Origin of the sequence: Brevibacterium sp. HMSC08F02, assembly GCF_001807555.1 — a bacterium.
GTDB classification, from domain to species: Bacteria; Actinomycetota; Actinomycetes; order Actinomycetales; family Brevibacteriaceae; genus Brevibacterium; species Brevibacterium ravenspurgense.
Window position 1 is genome coordinate 155790 of the sequence record NZ_KV789361.1, and the last position, 25093, is coordinate 180882.

24 protein-coding genes are annotated in these 25093 nt (G+C 63.2%); 12 read left to right on the forward strand and 12 right to left on the reverse strand.

The window, feature by feature from the left end; genetic code table 11:
* Positions 1-94: 94 nt before the first annotated feature.
* The 3 genes from HMPREF3172_RS06970 to tkt are packed head-to-tail and all read right to left on the reverse strand — an operon-like array spanning position 95 to position 4868.
* A complete protein-coding gene (locus HMPREF3172_RS06970) occupies positions 95-1702 on the reverse strand; it encodes a hypothetical protein (protein ID WP_070516428.1) in 1608 nt (535 codons plus the stop codon).
* A complete protein-coding gene (tal, locus tag HMPREF3172_RS06975) occupies positions 1699-2790 on the reverse strand; it encodes a transaldolase (RefSeq protein WP_083281455.1) in 1092 nt (363 codons plus the stop codon). Before tal ends, HMPREF3172_RS06970 begins: the two co-directional genes overlap by 4 nt.
* Entirely contained in the window at positions 2787-4868 is a 2082-nt protein-coding gene (gene tkt, locus HMPREF3172_RS06980; RefSeq protein WP_070516432.1) for a transketolase, read from the reverse strand. The genes tal and tkt overlap by 4 nt, the downstream gene beginning before the upstream one ends.
* Before the next feature lie 153 nt (positions 4869-5021).
* Between tkt and HMPREF3172_RS06985 the strand changes: the two genes are divergently transcribed.
* Positions 5022-5996, forward strand: a complete 975-nt coding sequence (locus HMPREF3172_RS06985; protein WP_019175062.1) for a heme o synthase — start codon at positions 5022-5024, stop codon at positions 5994-5996.
* A gap of 198 nt (positions 5997-6194) precedes the next feature.
* Here the strand turns inward: HMPREF3172_RS06985 and HMPREF3172_RS06990 are convergent, their stop codons facing one another.
* Genes HMPREF3172_RS06990 through HMPREF3172_RS07010 form a run of 5 tightly spaced genes read right to left on the reverse strand, consistent with a single transcriptional unit; the run spans position 6195 to position 12468 of the window.
* Complete coding sequence (locus HMPREF3172_RS06990) at positions 6195-8081, reverse strand: ABC transporter ATP-binding protein (protein WP_070516434.1); 1887 nt, start codon at positions 8079-8081, stop codon at positions 6195-6197.
* A complete protein-coding gene (locus HMPREF3172_RS06995) occupies positions 8071-9747 on the reverse strand; it encodes an ABC transporter ATP-binding protein (RefSeq protein ID WP_256173279.1) in 1677 nt (558 codons plus the stop codon). Before HMPREF3172_RS06995 ends, HMPREF3172_RS06990 begins: the two co-directional genes overlap by 11 nt.
* A 54-nt stretch (positions 9748-9801) precedes the next feature.
* Complete coding sequence (locus HMPREF3172_RS07000; RefSeq protein WP_070516438.1) at positions 9802-10770, reverse strand: COX15/CtaA family protein; 969 nt, start codon at positions 10768-10770, stop codon at positions 9802-9804.
* A gap of 13 nt (positions 10771-10783) precedes the next feature.
* On the reverse strand, positions 10784-11569 hold the full coding sequence (locus HMPREF3172_RS07005; RefSeq protein ID WP_070516439.1) for an ABC-2 transporter permease: 786 nt from the start codon (positions 11567-11569) through the stop codon (positions 10784-10786).
* Positions 11566-12468 (reverse strand): ABC transporter ATP-binding protein, encoded by a 903-nt coding sequence (locus tag HMPREF3172_RS07010; protein ID WP_256173280.1) that lies wholly within the window; start codon positions 12466-12468, stop codon positions 11566-11568. Before HMPREF3172_RS07010 ends, HMPREF3172_RS07005 begins: the two co-directional genes overlap by 4 nt.
* A gap of 140 nt (positions 12469-12608) precedes the next feature.
* Between HMPREF3172_RS07010 and HMPREF3172_RS07015 the strand changes: the two genes are divergently transcribed.
* From HMPREF3172_RS07015 to HMPREF3172_RS07050, 8 genes are all read left to right on the forward strand, one after another.
* Positions 12609-13328, forward strand: a complete 720-nt coding sequence (locus HMPREF3172_RS07015) for a helix-turn-helix transcriptional regulator (protein ID WP_070516443.1) — start codon at positions 12609-12611, stop codon at positions 13326-13328.
* Positions 13325-14764 (forward strand): Fe-S cluster assembly protein SufB, encoded by a 1440-nt coding sequence (sufB, locus tag HMPREF3172_RS07020; protein ID WP_305366904.1) that lies wholly within the window; start codon positions 13325-13327, stop codon positions 14762-14764. Before HMPREF3172_RS07015 ends, sufB begins: the two co-directional genes overlap by 4 nt.
* A 40-nt stretch (positions 14765-14804) precedes the next feature.
* On the forward strand, positions 14805-15956 hold the full coding sequence (sufD, locus tag HMPREF3172_RS07025) for a Fe-S cluster assembly protein SufD (RefSeq protein WP_070516445.1): 1152 nt from the start codon (positions 14805-14807) through the stop codon (positions 15954-15956).
* Complete coding sequence (locus tag HMPREF3172_RS07030) at positions 15953-16273, forward strand: Rieske (2Fe-2S) protein (protein ID WP_019175053.1); 321 nt, start codon at positions 15953-15955, stop codon at positions 16271-16273. The genes sufD and HMPREF3172_RS07030 overlap by 4 nt, the downstream gene beginning before the upstream one ends.
* 11 nt (positions 16274-16284) lie before the next feature.
* Positions 16285-17040: a Fe-S cluster assembly ATPase SufC gene (gene sufC / locus HMPREF3172_RS07035; RefSeq protein WP_070516446.1), complete on the forward strand. Its 756-nt coding sequence runs from the start codon at positions 16285-16287 to the stop codon at positions 17038-17040.
* Between the two features lie 18 nt (positions 17041-17058).
* Positions 17059-17394 (forward strand): metal-sulfur cluster assembly factor, encoded by a 336-nt coding sequence (locus HMPREF3172_RS07040; RefSeq protein WP_019175051.1) that lies wholly within the window; start codon positions 17059-17061, stop codon positions 17392-17394.
* Between the two features lie 62 nt (positions 17395-17456).
* Positions 17457-18179 (forward strand): ribonuclease H family protein, encoded by a 723-nt coding sequence (locus tag HMPREF3172_RS07045; protein ID WP_070516449.1) that lies wholly within the window; start codon positions 17457-17459, stop codon positions 18177-18179.
* The gene (locus tag HMPREF3172_RS07050) at positions 18176-19777 is read left to right on the forward strand and encodes an ABC-F family ATP-binding cassette domain-containing protein (protein WP_070516450.1); all 1602 of its coding nucleotides are present in this window, start codon (positions 18176-18178) and stop codon (positions 19775-19777) included. The genes HMPREF3172_RS07045 and HMPREF3172_RS07050 overlap by 4 nt, the downstream gene beginning before the upstream one ends.
* 55 nt (positions 19778-19832) lie before the next feature.
* On the opposite strand, the gene HMPREF3172_RS07055 is transcribed toward HMPREF3172_RS07050, so the two are convergent.
* A complete protein-coding gene (locus tag HMPREF3172_RS07055) occupies positions 19833-20729 on the reverse strand; it encodes an SURF1 family cytochrome oxidase biogenesis protein (protein WP_070516452.1) in 897 nt (298 codons plus the stop codon).
* Positions 20730-20931: 202 nt separating this feature from the next.
* Positions 20932-21291: a DUF3099 domain-containing protein gene (locus HMPREF3172_RS07065; RefSeq protein WP_070423471.1), complete on the reverse strand. Its 360-nt coding sequence runs from the start codon at positions 21289-21291 to the stop codon at positions 20932-20934.
* A 117-nt stretch (positions 21292-21408) separates the two neighbouring features.
* Here HMPREF3172_RS07065 and HMPREF3172_RS07070 point away from each other — a divergent pair, with 117 nt between their 5' ends.
* From HMPREF3172_RS07070 to HMPREF3172_RS07080, 3 genes are read left to right on the forward strand one after another with little or no spacing between them, the layout of a single operon-like run.
* Positions 21409-22119 carry a beta-ketoacyl-ACP reductase gene (locus HMPREF3172_RS07070; protein WP_070423470.1) on the forward strand — a complete coding sequence of 237 codons (711 nt, stop codon included), beginning with the start codon at positions 21409-21411 and terminating at the stop codon, positions 22117-22119.
* A 26-nt stretch (positions 22120-22145) separates the two neighbouring features.
* Positions 22146-22904: an enoyl-ACP reductase FabI gene (gene fabI / locus HMPREF3172_RS07075; protein WP_061942899.1), complete on the forward strand. Its 759-nt coding sequence runs from the start codon at positions 22146-22148 to the stop codon at positions 22902-22904.
* 10 nt (positions 22905-22914) lie between these two features.
* On the forward strand, positions 22915-23385 hold the full coding sequence (locus HMPREF3172_RS07080; RefSeq protein ID WP_019175043.1) for a SixA phosphatase family protein: 471 nt from the start codon (positions 22915-22917) through the stop codon (positions 23383-23385).
* Between the two features lie 127 nt (positions 23386-23512).
* On the opposite strand, the gene serB is transcribed toward HMPREF3172_RS07080, so the two are convergent.
* Positions 23513-24304 (reverse strand): phosphoserine phosphatase SerB, encoded by a 792-nt coding sequence (gene serB / locus HMPREF3172_RS07085; protein ID WP_070516455.1) that lies wholly within the window; start codon positions 24302-24304, stop codon positions 23513-23515.
* Between the two features lie 28 nt (positions 24305-24332).
* The gene (locus HMPREF3172_RS07090; RefSeq protein ID WP_070516457.1) at positions 24333-25088 is read right to left on the reverse strand and encodes a hypothetical protein; all 756 of its coding nucleotides are present in this window, start codon (positions 25086-25088) and stop codon (positions 24333-24335) included.
* Positions 25089-25093 lie beyond the last annotated feature (5 nt).

Sequence of the window (25093 nt, forward strand, 5' to 3'; positions counted from 1 at the left end):
AATTCACAGAGTCACTGTGATCCACGCCATGAACTCACCTTAGGGGAAATGCTGAGAGAATGCACAAGTTCCGACCAGGAAGGTTCTGATTCCGTTATATTTCCAGGCCTAGAGACCGGCCGAGCTGCTCCCAGCCGTCAGTCCGCAAGTGTAGGCGAATCACGGGACGTTCGGCACGCCGGAGTGCGTCTGCGTCGCCATCGGCTTGGGCTCGGAGAAGCTGTGCAAACGTACAGTCCTTGCCCGGAACGGGAAGGTCATCTCCGACACGGTCAGCCGTGATCTGGATGAACGCACCGTTATTGCGTCCGCCCTTGTGGTACTGGCCCGTGGAGTGCAGGTACGCGGGGCCGTAGCCGAATGTTGTCACAACACCGGTCAGACGGAAAACTGCTTCGCGAAGAGCGCCGATCGCAGCAAAGCGGTCCGGATCGACGAAAGCCTGGATGGCCAGATAGCCGAACTCCGGCACTGCATCGGTCAATGCGCGAACGGCACCGCTGATGCTGCGCACGCTGCCCAGTGTGTGTTCATCACCGTAGACGTCGATGTTTTCATAGCTGAAGACCAGATCCATGCTCTGCACGGATTCCGGATCGGCAAGCGCTGCGCGGGCAGAGACTTTAGCTGATTCGACGTCAGGCTGGTCGAAAGGGTCAACAGCCGTCGAGAAGGCAAGGAGGGCGGTTGTGAACTCCCACAGGTAGAGTGCGCCGCCCAGCGAACCCGAGACCGCGCCGAAATGACCAGACACGGGGGCTGGCGGTTCCGTGTATTCAGCGCCGCTCGAGGCCAGCACGACAGTGCTGACATCCGGGCCGGCATTCTGAATGAGTTCCGAGGCCGGATCTTCAACCGCGATCGGCAGCAGACCCCTGCCGTTTTTGCCGAGTGATTCGCCGATGAGCTGCTCAATCCACGCGCCCAGACCAACACCTGTCTGATCGGCAAGGACGAGCTTGTCAACATCGCGGGCATGCGCACTGGAAAGGAACGCTGCCAGTTCCATTGCCGGGTTGTCTTCGTCGCCAGCGAGGACAGCTGCGCACTTTGCGGCTGAATCCACCAGTGAACGCGGATCACCGCCGGCAAGAACCGCCGGCACAAGTCCAAAGGCCGTAAAGGCCGAATAGCGTCCCCCGACATCGGCGGGAGCCGTGAATACCGCGGCAAAGCGCGCAGCGTCATCGAGTTCCGAACCTGCGTCGGTGATTGCGACAAGGCGCTCAGCCGCATCGAGCCCAGCGTCGGCACAAGCCGCCTCAAAGGCAGCCAAGTGTGACCGGGTTTCGACCGTTGTGCCGGATTTCGAGGCGACAATGAGCCCCGTGTGCTTGAGATCATCGCCGAAAGCTCGGCGCACAGCGGCTGGTGCGGTGCTTGTCAGGAAGGTGAGCTCTACCTCGAGAGCTTTGGCGATAACAGCCGCACCCAGTGACGATCCGCCCATACCGGACAGGACGAAACGGTGCACGCCTCGCTTGGCGAGTTCGTGTCGCAGCTCTTCTGCGCGGGCGATCTCCGGGTGATCTGAAGCGGGCAGGTCAACCCAGCCGAGACGGTTCTCAGCCGTCTTCGCGGTCGACTCGCCCCATAGGTGCGCGTCACGCGCGGCCAGGCGCGACGCGGCGTGAGCTTCCGTGAGGATCGCGAGTTCGTGTTCGTAGGATTCAGCGGAGGCGGGGGAGAGGACGACCTTCATCGCAGACCCTCCTCGACCGTCTGCACCAGCTCAGCCCAGCTGTCGTCGAACTTCTGCAGGCCCTCTTCTTCCAGAACCCGCATAACGTCGGCGTAGTCAATGCCCGCAGCGGCCAAAGCGTCAAGAACGCTGCTGGCTTCGGCGGCAGTGTCGGTGACGGTGTCGCCCTTGTCCTCGCCGTGGTCGGCGTAGGCGCGCAGGGTCTTCTCCGGCATTGTGTTGACCGTTCCCGGGGCCGTGAGCTCTTCAACATAGAGCGTGTCGCGGTACTCGGGGTTCTTCGTGCCGGTCGAGGCCCACAGCGGACGCTGACGGTTGGCACCGGCTGCTTCGAGAACTGCGAAGCGCTCCGAGCTGAACTGCTCTTCGGCAATGCGATAGGCGGCACGGCAGTTGGCGATGCCGGCTTTGCCGCGCAGCGCCATAGCCGCGTCGGTGCCGATGTTCTCCAGGCGCTTGTCTACTTCTGTGTCCACGCGAGACACGAAGATCGATGCCACGGAATGGATGGTGCCGAGGTCGTGGCCTGCTTCTCGCGCCCTTTCAAGGCCGTTGATGTAGGCCTCAACCACCCGGCGGTAGCGATCGAGCGAGAAGATCAGCGTGACATTGACGCTGATGCCCTCAGCCGTGACCGCGGTGATGGCCCGCAGGCCCTCGGGGGTCGCGGGAATCTTGATCATGACGCCGGGGCGGTCGATCATGCGGTGCAGCTTGCGCGCGCATTCGGCTGTGCCCTCGGCATCGTGAGCGAGCGTCGGCGGCACCTCAATCGACACGCGACCGTCACGACCGCCCGTTGCGTCATATACCGGCTTGAGGATGTCGCAGGCGAGCTGGACATCCCGAACGGTCAGGGCATCAACGGCATCTTCTGTCGAGGTGCCGCTCGCCTTGAGCTCGCTCAGCTGGTCTTCGTAGCCGCTTCCTTCCGCAAGTGCGGCTGCGAAGATCGTCGGGTTCGTGGTCACACCGACGACGGAGTCTTCCGCCACGGACTTCGCGAGCGAACCGGATTCGATTCGCGTGCGCGAAAGGTCGTCAAGCCAAATGGATACGCCGTTTGTGCTCAGTGCTTCAAGGCTCACTGTTCCCCCTTGGCCGCGCGGATGGATTCGCGGGCGGCGGCGACAACAGCGTCGGCGGTGATGCCGAATTCCTGGTAGAGGCGCTTGTAGTCGGCGGATGCGCCGAAGTGTTCGAGTGACACGGCTCGTCCGTCCGTTCCGAGGTAGCGGTGCCAGCTCATGGCCGAACCGGCTTCAACCGAAACGCGTGCGCGGATGTGTGATGGCAGAACGCTGTCGCGGTAGTCGGCAGGCTGTGCGTCGAACCATTCGTGGCTGGGCATCGAAACGACGCGCACTGCCGTGCCGTCGTGGCGCAGCTGCTGGGCTGCTTCGAGCGCCAGCTGCACTTCCGAACCGGTAGCCATCAGGATGACTTCAGCGTCAGCGTCGTCGGAAAGCACGTAGGCGCCCTTGGCGGTGTTCTCGGCACCTGCCAGTTCCGTGCGGTCGAACACCGGCAGGTTCTGCCGTGACAGCACGAGGCCGGATGGTCCGTCGGTGCGTTCGAGGATCTTCAGCCACGCGAACACTGTTTCGTTGGCGTCTGCGGGGCGGACAACGTCGAGCCCGGGGATGGCGCGCAGGGAGCTGAGGTGCTCAACCGGCTGGTGGGTTGGTCCGTCTTCGCCCAGGCCGATGGAGTCATGCGTCCACACGAACACGTTCGGCAGGTTCTGCAGAGCTGCCAGGCGAACGGCAGCGCGCTGGTAGTCGGAGAACACGAGGAACGTGCCGGAGTAGGGGCGGGTGGGACCGTGCAGGGCAATGCCGTTGCAGATGAGGCCCGCTGCGAACTCACGAACGCCGAAGTGCAGGTTGCGGCCGTATTCATTGCCGCTGAACATGTCGGAAGAGCGGTCTTCCGGCAGGAAGGACGGGTCGGCCTTGATGAGGGTGTTGTTCGAGCCCGCGAGGTCGGAGGATCCACCCCACAGTTCGGGCATTGCCGCACCGAGCGCCTGCAGGACCTGACCCGAGGCTGCGCGGGTGGCGATGCCCTTGTCGTCGGCGTCGAAAGTCGGCAGGGTGTCTGCAAGACCTTCGGGGAGTTCGCGAGCCTGCAGACGGTCAAACAGTTCGGCGGCTTCCGGATTGGCCGTGCGCCACTGCTGGAAGCGCTCGTCCCATTCCCGCTGTGCTTCGCGGCCGCGCTCAGCTGCCTTTCGGGTGTAGTCGAGGACCGCTGGGGCGACCGCGAACTTCTCTTCGGGGTCGAAGCCCAGCATCTTCTTAGTCTGGGCGATTTCGTCATCGCCCAGTGCGGCGCCGTGCGAAGCACCCGTGTTCTGGGCGTTCGGGGCGGGCCAGGCGATGATGGTCGACAGGCGGATGAACGACGGTCGGTCGTCTTCCTTGGCAGCTTCCACGGCGAGGTGGAGGGCGTCGAGGTCTTCGACGTAGGTGGCGTCTTCCTTGACCCAGGAGACGTGCTGAGTGTGCCAGCCGTATGCGGCGTAGCGCGCTTCGACGTCTTCTGTGAACGCAATCGAGGTGTCGTCTTCAATCGAGATGCGGTTGTCATCCCAGATGACGATGAGGTTGCTCAGGCGCTGTGTGCCGGCAAGCGACGATGCTTCGCCGGACACGCCTTCCTGTAGGTCTCCGTCACCGGCGATGACGAAGATGTTGTGGTCGAAAACGCTTTCGCCCTTCGGAGTCTCCGGGTCGAACAGGCCGCGTTCCCGGCGCGCTGCCATTGCCATGCCAACAGCACTGGCAATACCCGAGCCCAGCGGGCCGGTGGTGATTTCGACACCAGCAGTGTGCCCCACCTCGGGGTGGCCGGGAGTGAGCGAACCCCACTGACGCAGTTGCTTGATGTCGTCCAGTTCCAGCCCGTAGCCGGTGAGGAACAGCTGAACGTACTGCGTGAGGCTGGCGTGGCCGGCCGATAGAACGAAACGGTCGCGGCCCACCCAGTCCGGGTCGGCGGGGCTGTGGGTCATCGCGTATTGGTACAGGTAGTGCGCTGCCGGGGCGAGGCTCATCGCCGTGCCCGGGTGGCCATTGCCGGCGGCCTGAACGGCATCAGCGGCGAGAAGTCGAGCGGTGTTGACAGCAGCCTGATCTTCGGCAGACCAGTTCAGCGGGCTCATGCGTAGGTTCCTCCTGTTGACGTGCGTCCACACCAACTGTAACGGGCGCGCGCACCGGGTGGGAGCTGGTATTCACAGGCACAGCAGATAGAATGAGCGGACGCTGGGAAAATCCAGTGAGAATCTTCGCGTCGATTAACAGGAAGTGAATGCGTGAGCGCTCATCAGCAGCACCAAGCAGAACGTCCGCTGCAGCGTCTTCGGGATGAACAGCGACCGGCTGCTTCGGTTGAGAACCGCAGCCGCTTCATGGCGTTCGTTTCGCTCACCAAACCCCGCGTCATCGAGCTTCTGCTCGTTACGACGGCGCCGGTGATGTTCCTTGCCGAACGCGGACTGCCCAACCTGTGGCTCATCATCGCCACCCTGATCGGCGGTTCGGCGGCAGCCGCATCGGCGTCTGTTTTCAACTCGATTTTCGACCGCGATATCGATGCCCGCATGGCGCGCACCGAAACCCGTCCGCTCGTCACGGGTGAAATTTCGGTGAAGGAAGCAACGATCTTCGCCTTCACGCTGGCCATCGGCTCGATCCTGTGGATGGGCGGCTTCACCAACTGGGTTGCGGCCGGTCTGACCGCCGCCGCGATCCTCCTGTACGCCGTCTTCTACACCATGATCCTCAAGCGCCGCACCACCCAGAACATCGTCTGGGGAGGCGCCGCTGGCTGCATGCCGGTTTTCATCGGCTGGTCAGCTGTCACCGGTTCGCTCGACTGGGCTCCCGTCGCGCTGTTCCTGGTGGTGTTCTTCTGGACTCCGCCGCACTACTGGCCGCTGGCCATTAAGTACAAGGCGGACTACGAAGCTGCGGATGTTCCGATGCTTCCGAACAAGGTTCCGCCGAAGACCGTCGGCGTGCAGATGATCGGCTACACCGTGGCCATGATCGCAGCATCCCTGGCAGTTATCCCGCTGGCGCCCATGGGGCCGCTCTACGCGGTTGTCGCTCTGGGCTCCGGTGCTTGGTTCCTGTGGGAGTGCATCACCTTCCTCAAGCGCGCCAAGAAGGGTCTGAGCGGAACCCAGTTGAAGGCAATGCGCGTGTTCCACGGATCCATCACCTACCTGTCGATCCTGTTCCTGGCAGTTGCCATCGACCCGTTCCTCAACCCGTTCATAGGCTGATCTTCTGAACGCTGAAAGTGCGGGGCCGGTGAGAATCAGTTCTCACCGGCCCCGCTTTTTTCTGTCTGCTGTTGGTGGGCTCTGCTGACGAGGATGGCGGCCGGTGTTCAGGAGACTGCCGTGAAAGCAAGGGTGCTCACGCCGCTATCCGAGTAGTGCGCTTCGCGCTGCGATCCCTGACGGACCCACTCCTGAGCCTCAGTCTTCGTCGAATCCTGCCGCGTGCAGTGATGCGTAGAGGCCGTCTTTCGCAATGAGTTCGGCATGCGGTCCCTGTTCGACAATCCGACCTTTGTTCATGACGACGATGACATCGGCATTGCGGATGGTCGACAGACGGTGGGCGATGACGAAGCTCGTCCGTCCGGCCTGCAGGCGGTTCATAGCCTCCTGCACGAGCACCTCTGTTCGGGTGTCGACGTTCGAGGTCGCCTCGTCGAGGATGAGGATAGTCGGCTCGGAGGCGAAGGCGCGCGCAATCGTGATGAGCTGGCGCTCACCGGCCGATATGTTGTCCGCCGTCTCCGTGATGACAGAGTCCAGCCCGTCGGGGAGGTGCTTGGCGAAGCGATCGACATAGGCGGCCTCGGCCGCAGCCTCGATGGCTTGCCGGTCGGCGTTCTCGTTGCCGTATGCGATGTTGTCGCGGATGGATCCTTCGAACAGCCAGGTGTCCTGCAGGACCATTCCGATCGGCCGGCGCAGATCCGTCCGGCTCATATCGCGCACATCCCGGCCGTCGATGCGGATGGCTCCGGAGTCGACGTCGTAGAAGCGCATGAGCAGGTTGACGACCGTCGTCTTGCCTGCGCCGGTGGGCCCCACGACGGCGATCGTCTGGCCCGGCTCGGCGGTGAGGGAGAGGCCCTTGATGAGCTCCGCCTCGGGATCATAGGAGAAGTCGACCTCATCGAACTCGACCCGACCGGCGGTCGGGGAGAACGGCTCGGCATCGGCGTTCGGGGTCTCCTTGGGTGCGTCGAGCAGCTCGTAGACGCGTTCGGCGCTGGCGGCCGCCGACTGCAGCCGCGAGGCCATGCCGCCCAGCTGACCGAAGGTCTGAGAGAACTGGCGGGAGTACCAGACGAACGCCTGCACGACGCCGAGCGTGAGGGCCCCTCCGGCCACGAGGGCCGCGCCGAGGATGGCAGTGGCCACGAAGACGAGGTTCGACACGAAGAGCATCGCCGGCATCATCGAGCCCGACAGGATCTGGGCGCGCACACTGGAGGAGTAGACGTCCGCGTTCATCTTCTCGAACTCCTCGCGGGCAGTCGGAAGGCCGCCGTGGACGCGCAGCAGCGACAGACCGGAGATCGACTCCTCGACATGCGCGTTGAGCTCGCCGGTCGTGGTCCACTGCTTCTTGAACTGCCTCTGGCTGGGCACGCCGACTAGGGCGAAGATGATCGCCGTCAGCGGGATCGCGGCAATCGCGACGAGCGCCAGCTGCCAGGACAGGGTGAACATGACGGCGAGCACGCCGACGAAGGTGATGACGCTCGTGATGATCTGCTGCAGGTTCTCATTGGCGACCTGCGTGAGATTGTCGAGGTCGTTGTTGAGCCTGGAGAGGACATCGCCGCGGCGCTGGCGGTCCGAGTACGACAGGGGCACACGGTGGAGCTTCGCCTCGACGCGCGTGCGCATGCCGCTCATAACGGTGTTGACCACGCCGATGCTCACGCGCCCGCCGATGTAGGTGAACAGCGACGACAGCGCGTAGACGGCCACACCCAGCATGACGAGCCGGCCGATGAGGCCGAAGTCCATGCCGGCGCCGGGCACGACGTCCATCGTGTCGAGGACGGCCGCGAGATCGGATTGCCCGCCGGCCTGGAGCTCCGCGGCGGCCTCCGCCGTCGACTGTCCGGGCGAGGTCTTCGACGACAGATAGCCGGCGAACACGGCGTCGGTCGCCAGGCCGAAGACATACGGCGCGGCGATTGTGAGCACCGTTCCGATGAACAGCGTGATGACGGTGATGACCATCTGGCCGCGGTGGGCGCCGAATTCGCCGATCACGCGGCGGACGGTCTTCCAGAAGTGCGTCGACTTCTCGTTCGGCGGACGCTCATCGCTCATGGCTGACTCCCGTCTGCGATTCGACGATCTCGCGGTAGACCTCGGAGGACTCGACGAGCTCGCTGTGCGTGCCCACCGCGACTGCGCGGCCGGCGTCGAGGACGACGATCTGATCGGCCTTCTCGGCCGTGGAGCAGCGCTGTGTGACGACGACCTGCGTGCGCTCTCCGGACGCGTCGATTCTGGAGCGCACTGCGGCCTCCGTGGTCGTGTCGAGGGCGGAGAACGAATCGTCGAACATGAGGATCGGGCTTGTGCGGACAAGCGCCATGGCGATCGCCAGGCGCTGCCGCTGTCCGCCCGAGAGGTTGGTGCCGCCCTGGTTCACGGTGAACTCCGTCTGGCCGTCGAGCCGCTCGACGTACTCCCACGCCTGCGCGGTCTGCAGAGCCTCGCGGATCTCGTCGTCGGAGGCGGTCGGATTGCCCTTGCGCAGATTGCCTGCGATCGTGTCGGCGAACACCTGCGACTTCTGCGGCACATAGCCGAACTGTTTGCTGCGGGTATCAGCAGTGAGATCGCCAGCCGGCACGCCCCCGATGCGAACTGAGCCGCGAGTCGGCTCGAGCAGGCCGACGATGAGCTGCATGAGAACCGTCTTGCCGGAGCCCGTCGCGCCGATGACGGCGGTCGTGGTTCCCGGTGCAGCGGAGAAGGACACGTCGGAGACGACGGGCGCCTCGGCTCCGGGGAAGCAGAAGGTGACGCTGTCGAGCTCGAGCGCGCCCGGGGCGGGCACCTCGTCGACGTCGCCGGAGCGCGTCTGCGCCGGCTCCGTCTTGAGCACGTCCCAGATGCGGCCGGCCGCGACTTCGGCGCGCGGCAGCATCATGGCTAAGAACGAGGCCATCATGACGCCCATGAGGATGAGCATGAGGTACTGCGTGAACGCCATGAGCGTGCCGACCTGCGTATCGCCCGATTCGACGCCGAGGGCGCCGAACCAGATGATCGCCATCTCGCCGAGTCCGACGACGAGCATGATGAGCGGAAAGAGCGTCACGAAGTACTTGCCGACGGTCATATAGGCATCCGTCATCGACCTGTTGACCTCGGCGTAGCGCTGCTTTTCGCGGTCCTCCTTCACGAAGGCCCGGATGACGCGCAGGCCGGACAGCTGCTGAGCCAGAACCGAGCCCATGGCGTCCAGCCGCTCCTGCATGGCGCGGAAGCTCGGCACCATGCCGCGGATGGCCCACACCATGACGATGACGAGCAGCCCGACTGTCACGAGAACGGTCCAGGACAGCTTGACGTCCTGGGTCATCGCCATGATGAGTCCCCCGGCGGCCATGAACGGGGCCATGATCGTGATCGACATGGCCATGGTGAGGAACTGCTGGACCTGGCGGACGTCATTCGTCGAGCGGGTCACGAGGCTGGAGGAGCTGAACTCCGCCAGCTCCTGGAATCCGAAGGACGAGACCTTGTCGAAGAACGCCGAGCGGATCCGCTGCGCTCCCTTGAGCGAGGCGTAGGCGCCGCAGGCGATCGCGAGGACGTTGGCGATGACCTGCCCAAAGGTGACGGCGAGCATGATGCCTCCCAGGCGCCACACCTCGGCGGTGTTGCCCACGGCGATGCCGTCGTCGACGACCCGCGCGTTGAGCGCCGGCAGCGCAAGGGATGCGGCGATCTGCAGGGCCTCAAAAAAGAGCAGGCCCAACAGCGCAGGCCAAAGGGGCAGGACGAACCTGCGGAAAAGACGCAGAAGCATGCGTCAGGCCCTGCTGTCAGCTGGTTCGAGAATATCGTCGGCGGGGTGCGCTGGAGCGGCCTTCCACGAATAGTTGGACATGATGGCGAAGACCGCGGCCATAATGACCAGCGTCAGCCCGAACATGTGAACGAGCACAATGCCAATCGGCAGGCCGGTGAAGTACTGCACGTAGCCGATCAGGCCCTGAAGCACTGTGACGACCAGCAGGAAGTCGATGGCGCGAGCCTGGGGGACTGCTCCTTCTTTTGCCGCGATAACGCGAGTCCACACCGCGGTGATCACCATGAGCCACACCGGGAATGCGTGGAAGCGCGCCATCCATACGGTGGGCAGACCGTTGCGGGCGGATTCGCGGTCGCCCGCGTGCGGGCCGGCTCCGGTGGTGAGAACACCGAATACAAGGACAACGACGAGCAGAGCAGCAATAACCCACATGAGCTTGCGCAGCTTCTCCGGGCCAACGGGGCGACGCGGACCGGGTCCGGAATACACACGCACAATCAGGTACGCGGCGACCGCGACCGATGCGGCCGATGGAATGAAATGGCTGGCGACAACCCATGGATTGAGTTTGCTCAGCACTGACAGACCGCCGATGACAGCCTGGACCGGCACAACCATGAGGAGTGCAAATGTCGACCACGCAAGTTCGGGCCGTTCGCGCCGCCACGGCCAGACCACGATGAGCGCAGCCAGGCAGATGAGGCCCAGAACAACACCCAGGACGCGGTTGCCGAACTCAATGAAGCCGTGAATGCCCATCTCCGGGGTGTTGGTGAGCGATCCGGGTTCGCACATGGGCCAGTCGGAGCATCCCAAACCGGAGCCTGTCAGGCGCACAGCGGTCGAAGTGACGATGATGCTCACTTGAGCGATGAGAACAACCCATGCAGCCACGCGAATGCGGCGAGGGAGAGTCGTCGTGTTCTGCGGCTGGGCCGCGGAAAGATCAGAGGCGGAGGTCGACATAGGGCCTATTCTCTCACCTGTCGTCGAAGGAGAACCAACGGCGAGCCGCTGCCGCTGCAATGACCGCCCAGACAGCGAGAACGAGCAGGCTCATCCAATCGAAGCGTCCGTCGATGATTGCGCTGCGCAGAGCAGAGCCCAACGCCCCAGACGGCAGGAAACCGACGATTGCACCCCACGCGCCCCCGTGATCGATGAGCAGTCCGCCCCCGCCTGCCATGGCGGCCCACAAAAGGTTCGCAAAGGCGAGCACCGCCTCGGGCCTCATGGTGCCCGCCATGAGCAGACCCAAGCCGACGAAGGCCGCTGTTCCCACGACAGCGCTGATGACAACGGCTGCGATGTTGATGTTGGCGTCCAGGCCGAGAAATGCCGCGCAGGCGAAGGCGAGTGCGTACTGGACGACGGTCACGCCGAGTACTGCGATGATCTTGCCTGCCACGAGTCCGCTTGCGCCCAGCGGGGTGGTGGCGGTGTGACGCAGAACCCCGTAGCGGCGCTCAAAAGCAGTTGCGATCGCCTGACCCGTGAAGGCGTTGGAGGCAATCGACACACCGAGCACGCCTGCCAGCGCGACAGCCGTGTGGTTGCTGCCGGTGTAGCCGAAGACTTCGAGTATGTCTGTCAGTGACAGGGTGAATAGGATGGCCAGGGGCAGCACGATCGACAGGATGAGCTGTTCGCCGTTGCCCAGGATTGCCTTGGCTTCAAACGCTGCCCGAGCTGCTATCCGGCGAAAAGCCGGTGCGGGCTGCTGGTGGAGCTCGTTGGACTGTGCGCCGGGTGTGTGCGCGCTCACCGCAGGCTCCTTCCCGTCAGCTGGAGGAAGACATCCCCCAGGTCACCGGAGCTCATGGACAGGCCTGTCAGCTCTGCTCCGCTGGCTGCGATCTCCGCGGTGATCTGGCTGAGGTCGTCGGCGCTGAAGGTGCCGGCTGAGTTCATAGCCGTTGCCGAGGTGGGGCTCAAGCCCCAGCGGGACCGCAGCTTTTCGCTGAGCTCGCTTGGGGGAGCGTCCGCGAAGGTCAGGCGCAGGGCAGAAGCACGACCGGCAGTGAGTTCCGATGGTGTTCCCTCGGCGATGATCTGTCCGTGGTCGACGATGTGGACGTTGTCGGCGAGCTCTTGCGCGTCGGACATGTTGTGGGTGGTCAAAACGACAGCGGTTCCACTGTCGGCGAGGCTGCTGACGATTTCCTTGACTGCCAGGGATGCCTGCGGGTCGAGTCCCGCCGTCGGTTCGTCGAGGAACACCAGGCTGGGCCTGCCGATGAGTGCTGCGGCCAGGCCCACTCGCTGTTTCTGTCCGCCGGAGAGCCGACGGATGGACCTGTCGGCGAAAGAGCGGATTCCAAGCTGATCCATGAGCTCGTTCGGGTCAGCAGGATCTGCGTACATGTGAGCCAGGTGTTTGAGGATGGCCGGCGGCTTTGCGGCCATCGGCAGCCCACCATCCTGCAGCATGACCCCGATCATGGCTCTGGCCTGAGTCTCCAGTGGGCTGAGGCCGAAGACTTTAACGGTTCCGGACTGCGGGCGAAGAAGGCCCGTGCACAGTGAGATGAGTGTGGACTTGCCGGCCCCGTTGGGGCCCAGAACCGCGGTCGTCATACCCGGTTCAACAGAAAGCGAAATTCCGTCAACGGCATTGCTGCGACCGTAGGCAAACCGAACATCGCGGACTTGGAGAGCTGTCACAGGTGCCAACTGTAGCCGGCGCGCCGATCGATCCGGGAGGATACCCTCGCCCAGCGGTTGTGGAACAATTTAGGGCACATTAATGTTATTGAATGGTGATGAGGCGAAAAGCCTCGCAAATCAACACTACAAGGCAGGTTATGTCTCAGCAGAGTTCGCAGGCTGTGCTGCGCACCCGGGCGCGGGTGCTGCAGGCGGTGTTGGACCACGGTCCGATCACCGCTGCCAGTATCGCCCGCCAGCTCGATCTGACCGCCGCTGCCATCAGGCGGCACCTCGACGCTCTGACAGACGAAGGGGCAATCGAGGTACGCGAACTCGCCGGTGCGAAGACCGGTCGGGGACGGCCGGCACGGCACTACGTGGTCTCGACCGCGGGGCACAGCAGGATCAGCCACTCCTATGACGAGCTGACCGTGGAAGCACTCGAATTCCTCGAAGATAAGCTGGGGGAGGGCGCGATCGAAGAGTTCGCCAGGCAGCGAATCAGCGAACTCATGGAGCGTGTCGAAGCGCGCGTCGGCCGGCGGTCGGCAACCGTGGCGGGACGCTCACGCGACCTCGCCCACGCGCTGGACGACGAAGGCTACGCGGCATCGGCCATTCCGGTGGCGGTGGGAACACCGCTGGAGGCCATGCAGCTGTGCCAAGGGCACTGCCCCATACACAAAGCTGCCGCAAGGTATCCGCAGTTCTGCGAAGCAGAGCTCGATGCCTTCTCTGAATTTCTGGGCGTAGACATCAGGCGCCTGTCGACGCTCGCGGCCGGCGGCCACGTGTGCAACACACACGTGCCGACCTCGGACGTCAACAGACCGCTGATCGATGCGCCGGATCAAAACCAAGGAGGAGCAAGGTGACTGACACCACTGAATCCAACTGGATTCTGGAAGCCAATCCCGAACTGAAGGACATCGGGAACGCCTACGAATACGGCTGGCGAGATTCTGATGAAGCAGGCGCCAATGCTCAGCGCGGGCTCAATGAGGATGTCGTCCGCAACATTTCGAAGCTGAAGGACGAGCCCGAATGGATGCTGCAGCGCCGCCTGCGCGCGCTCGAGCTCTTTGAGAAGAAGCCGCTGCCGCAGTGGGGCCCGGACCTGGGCGACATCGACTTCGACAGCATCAAGTACTTTGTGCGCTCCACCGAGGAGCAGGCGCAGACGTGGGACGACCTGCCGGAGGACATCAAGAACACCTACGATCGCCTGGGCATCCCTGAGGCTGAAAAGCAGCGCCTGGTCGCAGGTGTTGCCGCCCAGTACGAATCCGAGGTCGTGTACCACAAGATCAACGAAGAGCTTGAGCGCCAGGGCGTCATCTTCGTCGACACCGACACCGGTCTGCGCGACTACCCGGAGATTTTCGAAGAGTACTTCGGCACCGTCATCCCCTCCGGTGACAACAAGTTCTCCGCGCTCAACACCGCGGTGTGGTCCGGCGGTTCGTTCGTCTACGTCCCCAAGGGCGTCCACGTCGAAATTCCGCTGCAGGCCTACTTCCGCATCAACACCGAGAACATGGGCCAGTTCGAGCGCACGCTCATCATCGCCGACGAAGGTTCGTCGGTGCACTACGTCGAAGGCTGCACCGCTCCCATCTACAAGTCGGACTCGCTGCACTCGGCAGTCGTCGAAATCGTCGCCAAGAAAGGCGCGAAAGTTCGCTACACGACCGTCCAGAACTGGTCGAACAACGTGTACAACCTCGTGACCAAGCGCGCGATCGCCGAAGAAGGCGCCACCATGGAGTGGATCGACGGCAACATCGGTTCGAAGGTCACCATGAAGTACCCGGCCATCTGGCTGACCGGTGAGCACGCCCGCGGTGAAACCCTGTCGGTTGCCTTCGCCGGCACTGGTCAGGATCAGGACACCGGTTCGAAGATGGTGCACGCCGCTCCGAACACGTCCTCGAACATCGTTGCGAAGTCCGTTGCCCGCGGCGGCGGCCGTTCCGCCTACCGCGGACTCGTGCACGTCTACCCGAACGCGTCCGGTTCGGCCAACAACGTGCTGTGTGACGCCCTGCTGGTGGACAACCACTCGCGTTCGGACACGTACCCGTACATCGACATCCGCAACGACGATGTCACGCTGGGCCACGAGGCAACCGTGTCGAAGGTGTCGGCAGACCAGCTGTTCTACCTCATGAGCCGCGGCCTGGACGAAACCGAGGCCTACGCCATGATCGTCCGCGGCTTCGTCGAGCCCATTGCGCGCGAACTGCCGATGGAATACGCACTCGAACTCAACCGCCTTATCGAACTTCAGATGGAAGGCGCGGTCGGCTGATCACCTCAGCGAAGACCACGCCGACTGTCAAAGGAGAGAAATGACCCAGACCTCGAGCAGCACCGCTCCCAAGCAGGTGCCTGCCACCACTCGTTCGCAGCGTACACGCAGCTTCGACATTGCCGATTTCCCGGCGGTCACCGGCCGGGAAGAAGAATGGCGCTTCAGTCCGGTCAAGAAGCTTGACGCGCTTCTTCAGAACCAGTCCGGAACCGGTTCGCTGGGCCGCGAAGAAACCCTGCCCGAAGGCGTCACCGTTGAGAAGATCACGCTGGAGCGTGCTCGTGAACTCGGCGCCGTGGCACCGGAAGACCTCCCGGCTGTCGTTGCCGCAAACCAGGCTGAAGCCGTCACCCACTACTCGGTGGAAGCCGGCGCTGAAATCAGCGAACCCGTCCGCATCAACCTTACGGGTGAAGGCGGCCTCGTCCACGGCCACACCCTCGTGACCGTCGGCGACAACGCCCACGTCGACTTCATCGTCACCCACAGGGGTGCTGTCGACTACAGCGAACTCATCACGACCGTCGTGGGCGACGGTGCAAACGTCGACTTCATCGAACTGCAGCTGTGGGACGACACCGCCCTGCACGCCGCGCAGCACGATGCCGTCGTCGGCAAGGACGCGTACTTCAAGCACGTGCAGATCACGCTCGGCGGAAAGATCGTCCGCCTGAACACCAACGTCCGCTACTCCGCACCCGGCGGGGAAGCTGAAATGTACGGCCTGTACTTTGCCGATGCCGGACAGCACTTCGAACACCGCACCTACGTGGACCACAACACCCCGAAGGCCGTGTCGAACGTGCTCTACAAGGGAGCCCTCTACGGCAAGGATGCGCGCACCGTCTGGATTGGCGATGTGCTCATCCGCCCCGAGGCCCTTGGCATCGACACCTACGAAATGAACCGCAACCTGCTGCTGAGCAAGGGTGCACGCGCCGACTCGGTTCCGAACCTGGAAATCGAAACCGGCGAAATCGAAGGCGCCGGTCACGCATCGTCGACCGGACAGTTCGACGAAGAGCACCTGTTCTACCTCATGAGCCGCGGCATTCCCGAAGACGAAGCACGCCGCCTTGTGGTGCGCGGCTTCTTCAACGAAATCATCCAGAAGATCGAAAACGAGGAAGTCGAAGACGTCCTCAACCAGAAGATCGAAGAAGAGCTCGCCCGGAGCATGGCCGAATGAGCGGCAAGCCGGCACTGAAATCGGACGAGCTCGCAGTCGGCACCGCCGTCCGCGTGGTGATCGACGACGTCGAAGTGTGCATTGCGCGCACGGAAGACGGTGCGGTCCACGCCGTCAACGACGTCTGCACGCACGGCGAAGTATCGCTTGCCGAAGGCGAAGTCTCGGGCTGTTCGATCGAATGCTGGCTGCACGGCTCGGCCTTCGACCTCACAACGGGCGAGCCGCAGTCACCGCCGGCTTTTGAGCCAGTCGCCGTCTACGCCGCCGAAGAGCGCGACGGCACGATCTTCGTAGACATCAACTCGACGCACTGAAAGCAGGAAACATGTCCATTCTCTCTATCCGCGACCTCCACGTCAGCGTAGAAACCGACGAAGGCCCCAAGGAGATCCTCAAGGGCCTGTCTCTCGACATCAACTCGAAGAAGACCCACACCGTTATGGGCCCCAACGGCTCGGGTAAGTCAACCCTGGCCTACGCTCTGGCTGGCCACCCCGCCTACACCATCACCTCGGGCACGATTGAGCTCGACGGTGAAGACATCACCGAAATGGAAGCCGACGAACGCGCCAAGGCCGGCCTGTTCCTCGCAATGCAGTACCCCGTGGAAGTTCCCGGCGTGACCGTCACGAACTTCCTGCGCTCGGCCAAGACCGCCATCGACGGCGAAGCACCGAAGCTGCGCACCTGGTCCAAGGAACTGGGTGAAGCCATGGAGAAGCTGCGCGTTGACCCGGCGTTTGCCACCCGCAACGTCAACGAAGGCTTCTCCGGCGGTGAAAAGAAGCGCCACGAGATCCTCCAGATGGAGCTGCTCAAGCCTCGCTTTGCCATCCTCGACGAAACCGACTCCGGTCTGGACGTCGACGCCCTGCGCATCGTGTCCGAAGGCGTTAACCGCGCCAAGGAGAACACGGACGTCGGCATCCTGCTCATCACCCACTACACGCGCATCCTGCAGTACATCAAGCCGGACTTCGTGCACGTGATCGTCGAGGGCAAGATCGTCGAAGAGGGCGGGCCGGAACTGGCCGAGCGTCTGGAAAACGAAGGCTACGACCGCTTCTTCCAGAACGCCTGATCCAACAAGGAGGACAGTGTGACCGAAGTCATCGACTCGCCGAGCAATGCCTCGGCAGAAGAAGTCACAGAAGCGCTCCTTGACGTCGTCGACCCGGAACTCGGCGTCAACGTCGTCGACCTCGGGCTCGTCTACGGGGTTGTTGTCGAAGAAGACGGCACTGCTGTCATCGACATCACCCTGACCTCGGCGGCATGCCCGCTGAGCGACGTCATCGAGGACCAGATTGCCCAGGCTCTCGACGGGATCGTCCCGGCATTCCGCCTCAACTGGATCTGGATGCCGCCGTGGGGTCCCGAAAAGATCACGGAAGACGGCCGCATGCAGATGCGCGCTTTGGGCTTCAACATCTGATCATCTGATGTTTTGGGGGCGGGTAGAATCTACCCGCCCCCACACTTATTTCTAGGAGTTCTGTGACGATCATCGCCGCCGTTGACGGTTCCGCTCTTGGCAATCCCGGCCCCGCCGGGTGGGCTTGGTACATCAGCGAGGACCAGTGGGCCTCGGGTGGGTGGCCCAAAGCGACGAACAACCGTGGAGAGCTGCAGGCTGTCATCGAACTGCTGCGGGCCGTTGAGGATTCCGGTTCGGATGTTCACGTTCTGTGCGATTCGCAGTACGCCATCAACTCCATCACCAAGTGGATGGCCGGGTGGAAGAAGCGCGGATGGAAAAAGGCCGACGGCAAGCCCGTGCTCAACGACGATTTGATGAAGCAGCTGGACGAACTCATGTCTGCCGCCAAGTCTGCGGGCCGTTCCATTACCTACGAATGGGTGAAGGGGCACGCCAATCATCGGATGAACGAAAGGGCTGACGACCTCGCCCGCGCCGCTGCCGGCGCATACCAGAACGGTACGGAACCCGACAGCGGTCCTGGTTTTGCGGGAATTGTCGGAGACACCCGCAAGCCCGCCGATACCCGGGCAGAAGAGAACTCCCCAGAAGGCACCTCGGCAGCAGGCGCCTCTGCCGCCGGCAGCCCGGCCTCGGAAGAATCATCCGAGGACACCGTGCGCATCTGGGCCGATGTTCCGCGGGACCTCGCCTCCGCAATTGCTGAACAGGCGCGCAGCGAGGGCGTCCGCCCGCAGGACTACCTGGCGGGCCTCGTTGAGAAGGCGGTCCGTGGATGATCGCCGCTTCCGGTCTTGAAATCACCGTCGGAGCACGCGTGCTCATGTCCGATGTCACCTTCCGGGTGGAAAAGGGCGACCGGGTTGGTCTGGTCGGGCGCAATGGCGCGGGCAAGACAACCTTGACGAAAGTGCTCATGGACGAGGTGCCGCCGAGTGCCGGACAGGTGTTCCGGTCTGGTTCGGTCGGCTATCTGCCGCAGGACCCGAGGACCGGCAACCTCCGCATGACGGGCAAAGAGAGGATCCTGGCAGGACGTGAGCTCGATGTGCTCGCCAAACGTCTGCGCCGGACCGAAGAGCAGATGTCCTCGCCCGACCCGGACATTGCATCGAAGGCAATCGACAAGTACCCCCGGATTGAAGACGAGTTCATCGCGGCCGGAGGCTACGCGGCAGAGTCCGAAGCCCTTGCGATCGCAGCTAATTTGGGGCTGGACGCTGAGCTTTTGAAACAGGAGCTTGAGACTCTGTCCGGTGGTCAGCGGCGCAGAGTGGAGCTTGCCCGCATCCTGTTCGAAGCGCCGAAGACCATGATCTTGGACGAACCGACCAACCACCTGGATGCCGAAAGCGTTCTGTGGCTGCGCGACTACCTCGCCAAATATCCCGGCGGGCTCATCATCATTTCGCACGACCTCGACCTCATTGACGAAGTTGTCAACAAGGTGTTCTTCCTTGACGCCACGCGTCAGTGCATTGACATCTACTCGATGGGCTATCGCCAATACCTCAAACAGCGCGAAGACGATGAGCGGCGCAGGAGGCGCGAACGCGCCAACGCTGAAAAGAAAGCGGCGGCCCTGCACGCCCAGGCCGACAAGATGCGCGCGAAAGCCACGAAGACCGTCGCCGCGCAGAACATGGCCAAGCGCGCCGACCGCCTGCTGGCCGGCACACAGGGCGAGAGGCAGCGCGAAAAGGTCGCAGACCTCAGGTTCCCCGAACCGGCCAAGTGCGGCCGAGTTCCGCTTGAAGCCAAGGGCTTGTCCAAGGCCTACGGTTCAACAGAGGTGTTCACGGGTGTTGACCTCGCTGTTGACCGGGGGACGCGCGTGGTCATTCTCGGCTTCAACGGCGCCGGCAAGACAACCCTTCTGCGGCTTCTGGCTGGTGTCGAAGAGCCCGACAGCGGCGAAGTCGTGGCCGGGCACGGTCTTAAGCTCGGCTATTTTGCGCAGGAACACGACACTCTGGACCTCGACCGGACGGTTCTGGAGAACATGCAGTCAGCCGCACCAGACTCGTTTGACGACACGAAGGTGCGCACCGTGCTCGGTTCGTTCCTGTTCTCCGGGGACGACGTCGACAAACCGGCTGGAGTCCTGTCCGGTGGTGAGAAGACTCGTCTGGTCCTCGCGTGCCTCGTGGTGTCCTCAGCAAACGTGCTTCTTCTTGACGAACCGACGAACAACCTCGACCCCCAGTCGAGGGTCGAGATTCTCTCAGCCATCGAGCGTTACGAGGGCGCGATTCTGCTGGTGACGCACGATGCGGGAGCAGTTGAGGCTCTCAACCCCGACAGGGTGCTGCTTCTGCCGGACGCAGACGAGGACCTGTGGAGCGACGACTACCTGGAGCTTGTCGAGCTGGCCTGAGTCGCCCTTGCGCGGCTGGGTGCGTTTGGGCCTGTGTTCGGCCGAGCATCTTGCTTCAGCCCCAGCCCTGAGAATCCAATGCGGCGTCCTCGTCGTCTTCTGCCGAACGGTCGCGGCGACCTGACTTCACACGGCGTCGGCCGTCGCCGTAGCGACTTCCTGAGGCCCGCACTCCGTGGGCGATGGCTGCCTTTTCCAGGACAACGTAGTCGGTGTTCTCTTCGCTCTTGCGCTCGGCAATCGCTTTGCGCTCCCGCACAATCGCCACGATGAGAGCGCCGAGGGCCATGAGGCCGAACAGAATCCACTGCATTGTGTATGAGAGGTGGGAGCCAGGGTCGACAGACGGCTTCGGCAGCGTTGGCAGAGGCTGCTGCGCCTGTGGGTTTTCGGAGCCCACCTGGAGGTACAGGCCCGTGTAGCCGCCCTCGTAACCGTTCATGACCTTCGGATCGAGCTGTTTTACGGTGCCGGGGGTGTTGTCGTCAGCTTTGCCCTCTTCTGCGGGGCGGATCCAGCCGTCAACCGTGACGGTGCCAGAAGGGGGAGTGGGAACGGTGCTCGGATCTGGGTCGCTGGAGCTCGGAGCCCAGCCGCGCACAACCGCAACGGGACCGGCTTCGGTATTCAGGGGTGTCACGACGAAGTAGCCGGGTTGGCCGCTTAAGGGCCTGTTGCGCACCAACATCGTGTTTTCAGCATCGTAGGTGCCGGTGGCGGTCACGTGTTTCCAGTCGTCGTCATCCGGCAGCTGATCCGATGCCGATGGCACCGCGGCGTCCAGCTGCTGTGGTTGGGCACTGTAGTTGGCTTCGATGCGCTGGATTTCAGCGTTTCGGGCTTCCCGGCGGCTGTTCTGCCAGTTGGCCAAAAGCGCACAGGCAATGGCGAAGATGATCGCAATGGCGATGTAGCGAAGCCATTTTGCGGAGAAGATGAATCCGTAGCGCACTTATCCAGCTCCTGGGGGGATACGATCTGCGGGCACAGTTTCACGCAGAAATGATCGAAGTGTGAGGAATTCTTCGAGGGTTTCTCGATGCAGACTGCAGGCCAGCCACACTTTGCGGCGTTCCTCTGAGTGCAGTTTGGGGTTGTTCCACAAAAGTGCCCACGAGGCCAGTGCCGGGCAGCCTTTGGCTGAGCACTGCAGGTCAGTCATCGTCGCCCTCCACGATTTCGCCGTCGATGATGATCGGATCGTCGACATCAGAGTGGTCCGGTTGGCTTCGTTCGCTCGGTGAGCCGAGCGAGGCAGCCGTCGGCACGGACGGCTCGGCGTCGGTTTGCTGGTAGCGGCGCTTGACAGCGTTGGCTATGAGAACTGCGATCCAGGGCAGAACAACGGCGCCGGCGACGAGCGTCCAGCGAAACCAGCCGTGTGCAAAGACCGCACCGACAAAGCAGACCATGCGAATGGCCATGAGAATCAGGTATTTGCGGGTGCGGGCGTTGAGATCAGCTTCGTGAGATTCGCTGGCCGAGGTGATGCTGACCGCGGGCCTGCTCTTCACGTTTCCCCCACCTTTCAAACGGACTACAAAAGCATATCGCTCCTTTGTTGTGCAGCCACGCCCCACTGGGCTTTAGGCTAGGTTGGGAGAGATTGACTTCAGACTGAAAGGATCAGCGTGGCTGAACCCCGTGTTGTTCTTGTAACCGGCGGAAACCGCGGCATCGGTCGCACGATCGCCGAACGTTTCCTCGCCCAGGGCGACAAGGTCGCCGTCACCTCGCGCAACGGCGATGCTCCCGAAGGAGCTTTCGCAGTCGCCGCAGACGTCACGGACCTCGCGTCGCTCGAAGCGGCCTACGAGGCCATTGAAAAGGAGCTGGGCACGGTTGACGTCGTTGTGGCCAATGCCGGCATCACGCGCGACAACCTGCTGATGCGCATGTCGGAAGAGGACTTCGAGCAGGTCATCGACACCAACCTCACCGGCGTGTACCGCACCGTCAAGCCGGGCATCACCAACATGATCCGCTCGCGGTTCGGCCGCATCATCTTCATCTCCTCCGTTTCCGGTCTTTACGGCGTGCCCGGCCAGTTCAACTATTCGGCGGCCAAGGCCGGACTCGTGGGCATGGCACGTTCACTCACCCGCGAACTCGGTGCGCGCGGCATCACCGCAAACGTCGTAGCTCCCGGCTTCATCAAGACGGACATGACGGACGAACTGCCCGAGAAGCAGCAGAAGGAATACCTCGACACCATCCCGGCTAAGCGCTTCGCCCTTCCCGAAGAGGTTGCGGGCGTCGTCGCATGGCTCGCATCGGACGATGCCGCCTATATCTCCGGCGCCGTCATTCCGGTCGACGGCGGCCTGGGCATGGGCCACTGACAGCAGAATCCTAAGAAAGGAACACCATGGGAATTCTTGAAGGCAAGCGCATCCTCGTCACGGGTGTGCTCACCGAATCGTCTATCGCCTTTTCGGCGGCCCGCCTGGCCCAGGAACAGGGTGCCGAAGTCATCCTGTCCTCCTTCGGCCGCCAGATGAAGATCACCTCGATCATCGCTGAACGTCTGCCGAAGCCCGCCGAAGTCATCGAACTCGACGCAACCAACGAAGACGACCTCGCGGCGCTGCCCGAACGTCTGGGCGGAAACATCGACGGCATTGTCCACGCAATCGCCTTCGCCCCGAAGGACGCACTCGGCGGTGTTTTCCTCGACACCCCGTGGGAGTCGGTGTCAAACGCGCTCCACGTGTCGGCGTACTCGCTCAAGGCCATTGCCGTGGCAGCTCAGCCGGTGCTCAACAAGGGAGCATCGATTGTCGGCCTGACTTTCGATGCAACTGTCGCCTGGCCTGCATACGACTGGATGGGTGTGTCCAAGGCTGCCCTTGAATCCACCAGCCGCTACCTGGCCCGCTACCTGGGTGAGCATGACATCCGCGTCAACCTCATTTCGGCAGGCCCGCTCAAGACGACCGCGGCGAAGTCCATCCCCGGCTTCGAGGCTTTCGAAGACGTGTGGGGCGACCGCGCACCACTCGGCTGGGATCAGAGCGACACGGAACCGGCAGGCCGCGGCATCGTCGCCCTGCTGTCCGACTGGTTCCCCAAGACCACCGGTTCGATGATTCACGTCGACGGCGGCCTGCACTCGACCGGATCCTGAGGGTGGGGCCATGCCGATTCTGATCTTCGCCCGCCACGCGCACGCTTCGCACGAACCCGGTCCGGACTACGACCGTCCGCTGACTGGGGAGGGGCGCGACGAAGCCCGCAGGGCTGGTGAATTTCTTGCGGATCTGCCGATCGACAGTGCCATCGCTTCGAGCGCGCGGCGCACAGCGGAAACCGCGCAGCTCATCATCGAACAGCTGAACGCTCAGCCTGAGCTCCGCCTGGATGACGCTCTGTACCAGGCGCAGGTGCTGGACTGGCGGGAAGCTGTAGCGACGATTCCGGCGGAGTCACAGGCTGCGATCATCGTGGGCCACAACCCCACCGTCGCCGATGCCGTGGCCGAGTTCTCCGGCCGTCCGGTTGAGAAGTTCCGCCCCAGCTCTATCGCAGTATTCGAGTTCGACAGCTGGGATGATGCGGCAGGAATCCTCCCTCAACCGCAGATCCGCGATTTCGTCCAAAGGGCGTGAATCAGCAGGCATGACAGCGGTTTGAGATCGACTGCATATAGACAGATGAGGCGGTGAGCACTCCAAGCTAGGTGCTCACCGCCTCATCTGTGTTGGCCTCTGCTCAACGGTGCGAAGGTCGAATCGGTTAGAGGCTCATGCCCGTAAGCCCGGGGTAGACCGCGTCAAGGCGTCGGGTGCGCAGCTGGGCATCCGCGTGCTCCACGAGTGCCGGCTTGGCACAGAAGGCGATTCCGAAGCCGGCGGTTTCAATCATGTCGATGTCGTTTGCGCCATCGCCGATCGCCACGGTGCGGGCAATGTCGAGCCCTTCGTCTTCAACGATTTCCAGAAGTCGGCGGGCTTTCGTCTGCCTGTCGACAATCGGCCCGCTGACCCTGCCGGTGAGAACACCGTCGACGATCTCCAGGCCGTTGGCGGTGACATCGTCAATGCCGAGGGGACCGGCGATCTGCTCGACGATCGCGGTGAAGCCACCAGAGACCAGCGCGATGTGGCATTCGGCATTGTGCAGGTTCGCAACGAGCTTTTCCACGCCCGGCGTCAGGGTGACAGACTCGGCGACTTCGTCAAGTGCTGAAGCCGGCACGCCGTTCAGCTGTTCGACGCGGTGAATGAGAGATTCGGCGAAGTCGAGCTCACCTGCCATCGCGCGCTCCGTCACGGCTCGCACCTCGGCTTCGCGGCCGGCGTGGGCTGCGAGCTTTTCAATGACCTCTTCGTTGATGAAGGTCGAATCGACGTCCATTACGACAAGCTCCGGGCCCAGCAGGCCCAACGGCAGCGGGACGGTCCACAGATCGCCGCCGGGGTACTGCTCCAGCAGTTCGCGGGCAACGATATCGCGTTCGTCTTCGTCAAACAGATCCGAGTGTACGAAGAGACCGCCGTCGTCGGTGATGATGCTCAGTCGATCCATGCCGCGATTCTATGTGAGTGCATCCGGTCTACTGAGCTCGGGTAACAGACCACACGACGGCCGCTGCCGCAGCGTGCAGGCGGGCCAGCAGCGCTCCGAATTCCGGCGGCTGCATGGTGTGGGGAGCCAAAACCGGTGACAGCAGTGAATGGATTTCGCAGGCTGTGACGAGACTTGCCGCCCACCTCGGCTCCGGCAGAAGGTCCCCGATGTTGTCTGCCAGGCGGCCCAGCGCCATGTCCGCCTGCCAGTCTCGCCACGGCGCCTGCCGCAGGTTCTCCGGCAGTTCGTCTCCCAGCCGCTCAACAAGAGCCAGCCCCTCCATCGTGCATTCGCGCAGCTCCCGCACCGCCTCGGCAGCCGAAACAGTGCCCAGAGGAGCAGAAGACACGGCAGCAGTGGGAATCACCTGGGCAGCTCCGTCGGCATTGAGCACGACGATGGCGCGCGAAACACCAGCCTGTTCAAGGACTGTGACGCTTGAGACCCGAGCCAACAGACGCCGGTGCTCCCGATCGGTCCGCGGCACCCGGTGGGGAAGCGTGGGGTGGATGAAAACGGTGTGTGCCGAGTCGATGCCCTCCCGTCGCAGCTGTGCGGCCCACAGAAGAAGCCCCTGAGGCGTGTCAGAGCCGAACACAGGGGCGTCGACGATGAGGGGAACCGGGGTGCTGGCCGAGGCGTAGGCATCGACAATCGTGTCCGGTGAACGGCGCTGGGAAAGCAGGCTCTGCAGCGCCGCGGCGAAGAACACAGCCGAAGCATCGGGAGAAAGGGGATTCATCCGCC

Excerpts from the sequence above, each read along its gene's own strand:
- HMPREF3172_RS06970 (WP_070516428.1), bottom strand. The coding sequence starts at position 1,702 with ATGAAGGTCGTCCTCTCCCCCGCCTCCGCTGAATCCTACGAACACGAA.
- tkt (WP_070516432.1), bottom strand. The coding sequence starts at position 4,868 with ATGAGCCCGCTGAACTGGTCTGCCGAAGATCAGGCTGCTGTCAACACC.
- HMPREF3172_RS06990 (WP_070516434.1), bottom strand. The coding sequence starts at position 8,081 with ATGAGCGATGAGCGTCCGCCGAACGAGAAGTCGACGCACTTCTGGAAG.
- HMPREF3172_RS07000 (WP_070516438.1), bottom strand. The coding sequence starts at position 10,770 with ATGTCGACCTCCGCCTCTGATCTTTCCGCGGCCCAGCCGCAGAACACG.
- HMPREF3172_RS07015 (WP_070516443.1), top strand. The coding sequence starts at position 12,609 with ATGTCTCAGCAGAGTTCGCAGGCTGTGCTGCGCACCCGGGCGCGGGTG.
- sufD (WP_070516445.1), top strand. The coding sequence starts at position 14,805 with ATGACCCAGACCTCGAGCAGCACCGCTCCCAAGCAGGTGCCTGCCACC.
- HMPREF3172_RS07030 (WP_019175053.1), top strand. The coding sequence starts at position 15,953 with ATGAGCGGCAAGCCGGCACTGAAATCGGACGAGCTCGCAGTCGGCACC.
- sufC (WP_070516446.1), top strand. The coding sequence starts at position 16,285 with ATGTCCATTCTCTCTATCCGCGACCTCCACGTCAGCGTAGAAACCGAC.
- HMPREF3172_RS07050 (WP_070516450.1), top strand. The coding sequence starts at position 18,176 with ATGATCGCCGCTTCCGGTCTTGAAATCACCGTCGGAGCACGCGTGCTC.
- fabI (WP_061942899.1), top strand. The coding sequence starts at position 22,146 with ATGGGAATTCTTGAAGGCAAGCGCATCCTCGTCACGGGTGTGCTCACC.
- HMPREF3172_RS07080 (WP_019175043.1), top strand. The coding sequence starts at position 22,915 with ATGCCGATTCTGATCTTCGCCCGCCACGCGCACGCTTCGCACGAACCC.
- serB (WP_070516455.1), bottom strand. The coding sequence starts at position 24,304 with ATGGATCGACTGAGCATCATCACCGACGACGGCGGTCTCTTCGTACAC.
- HMPREF3172_RS07090 (WP_070516457.1), bottom strand. The coding sequence starts at position 25,088 with ATGAATCCCCTTTCTCCCGATGCTTCGGCTGTGTTCTTCGCCGCGGCG.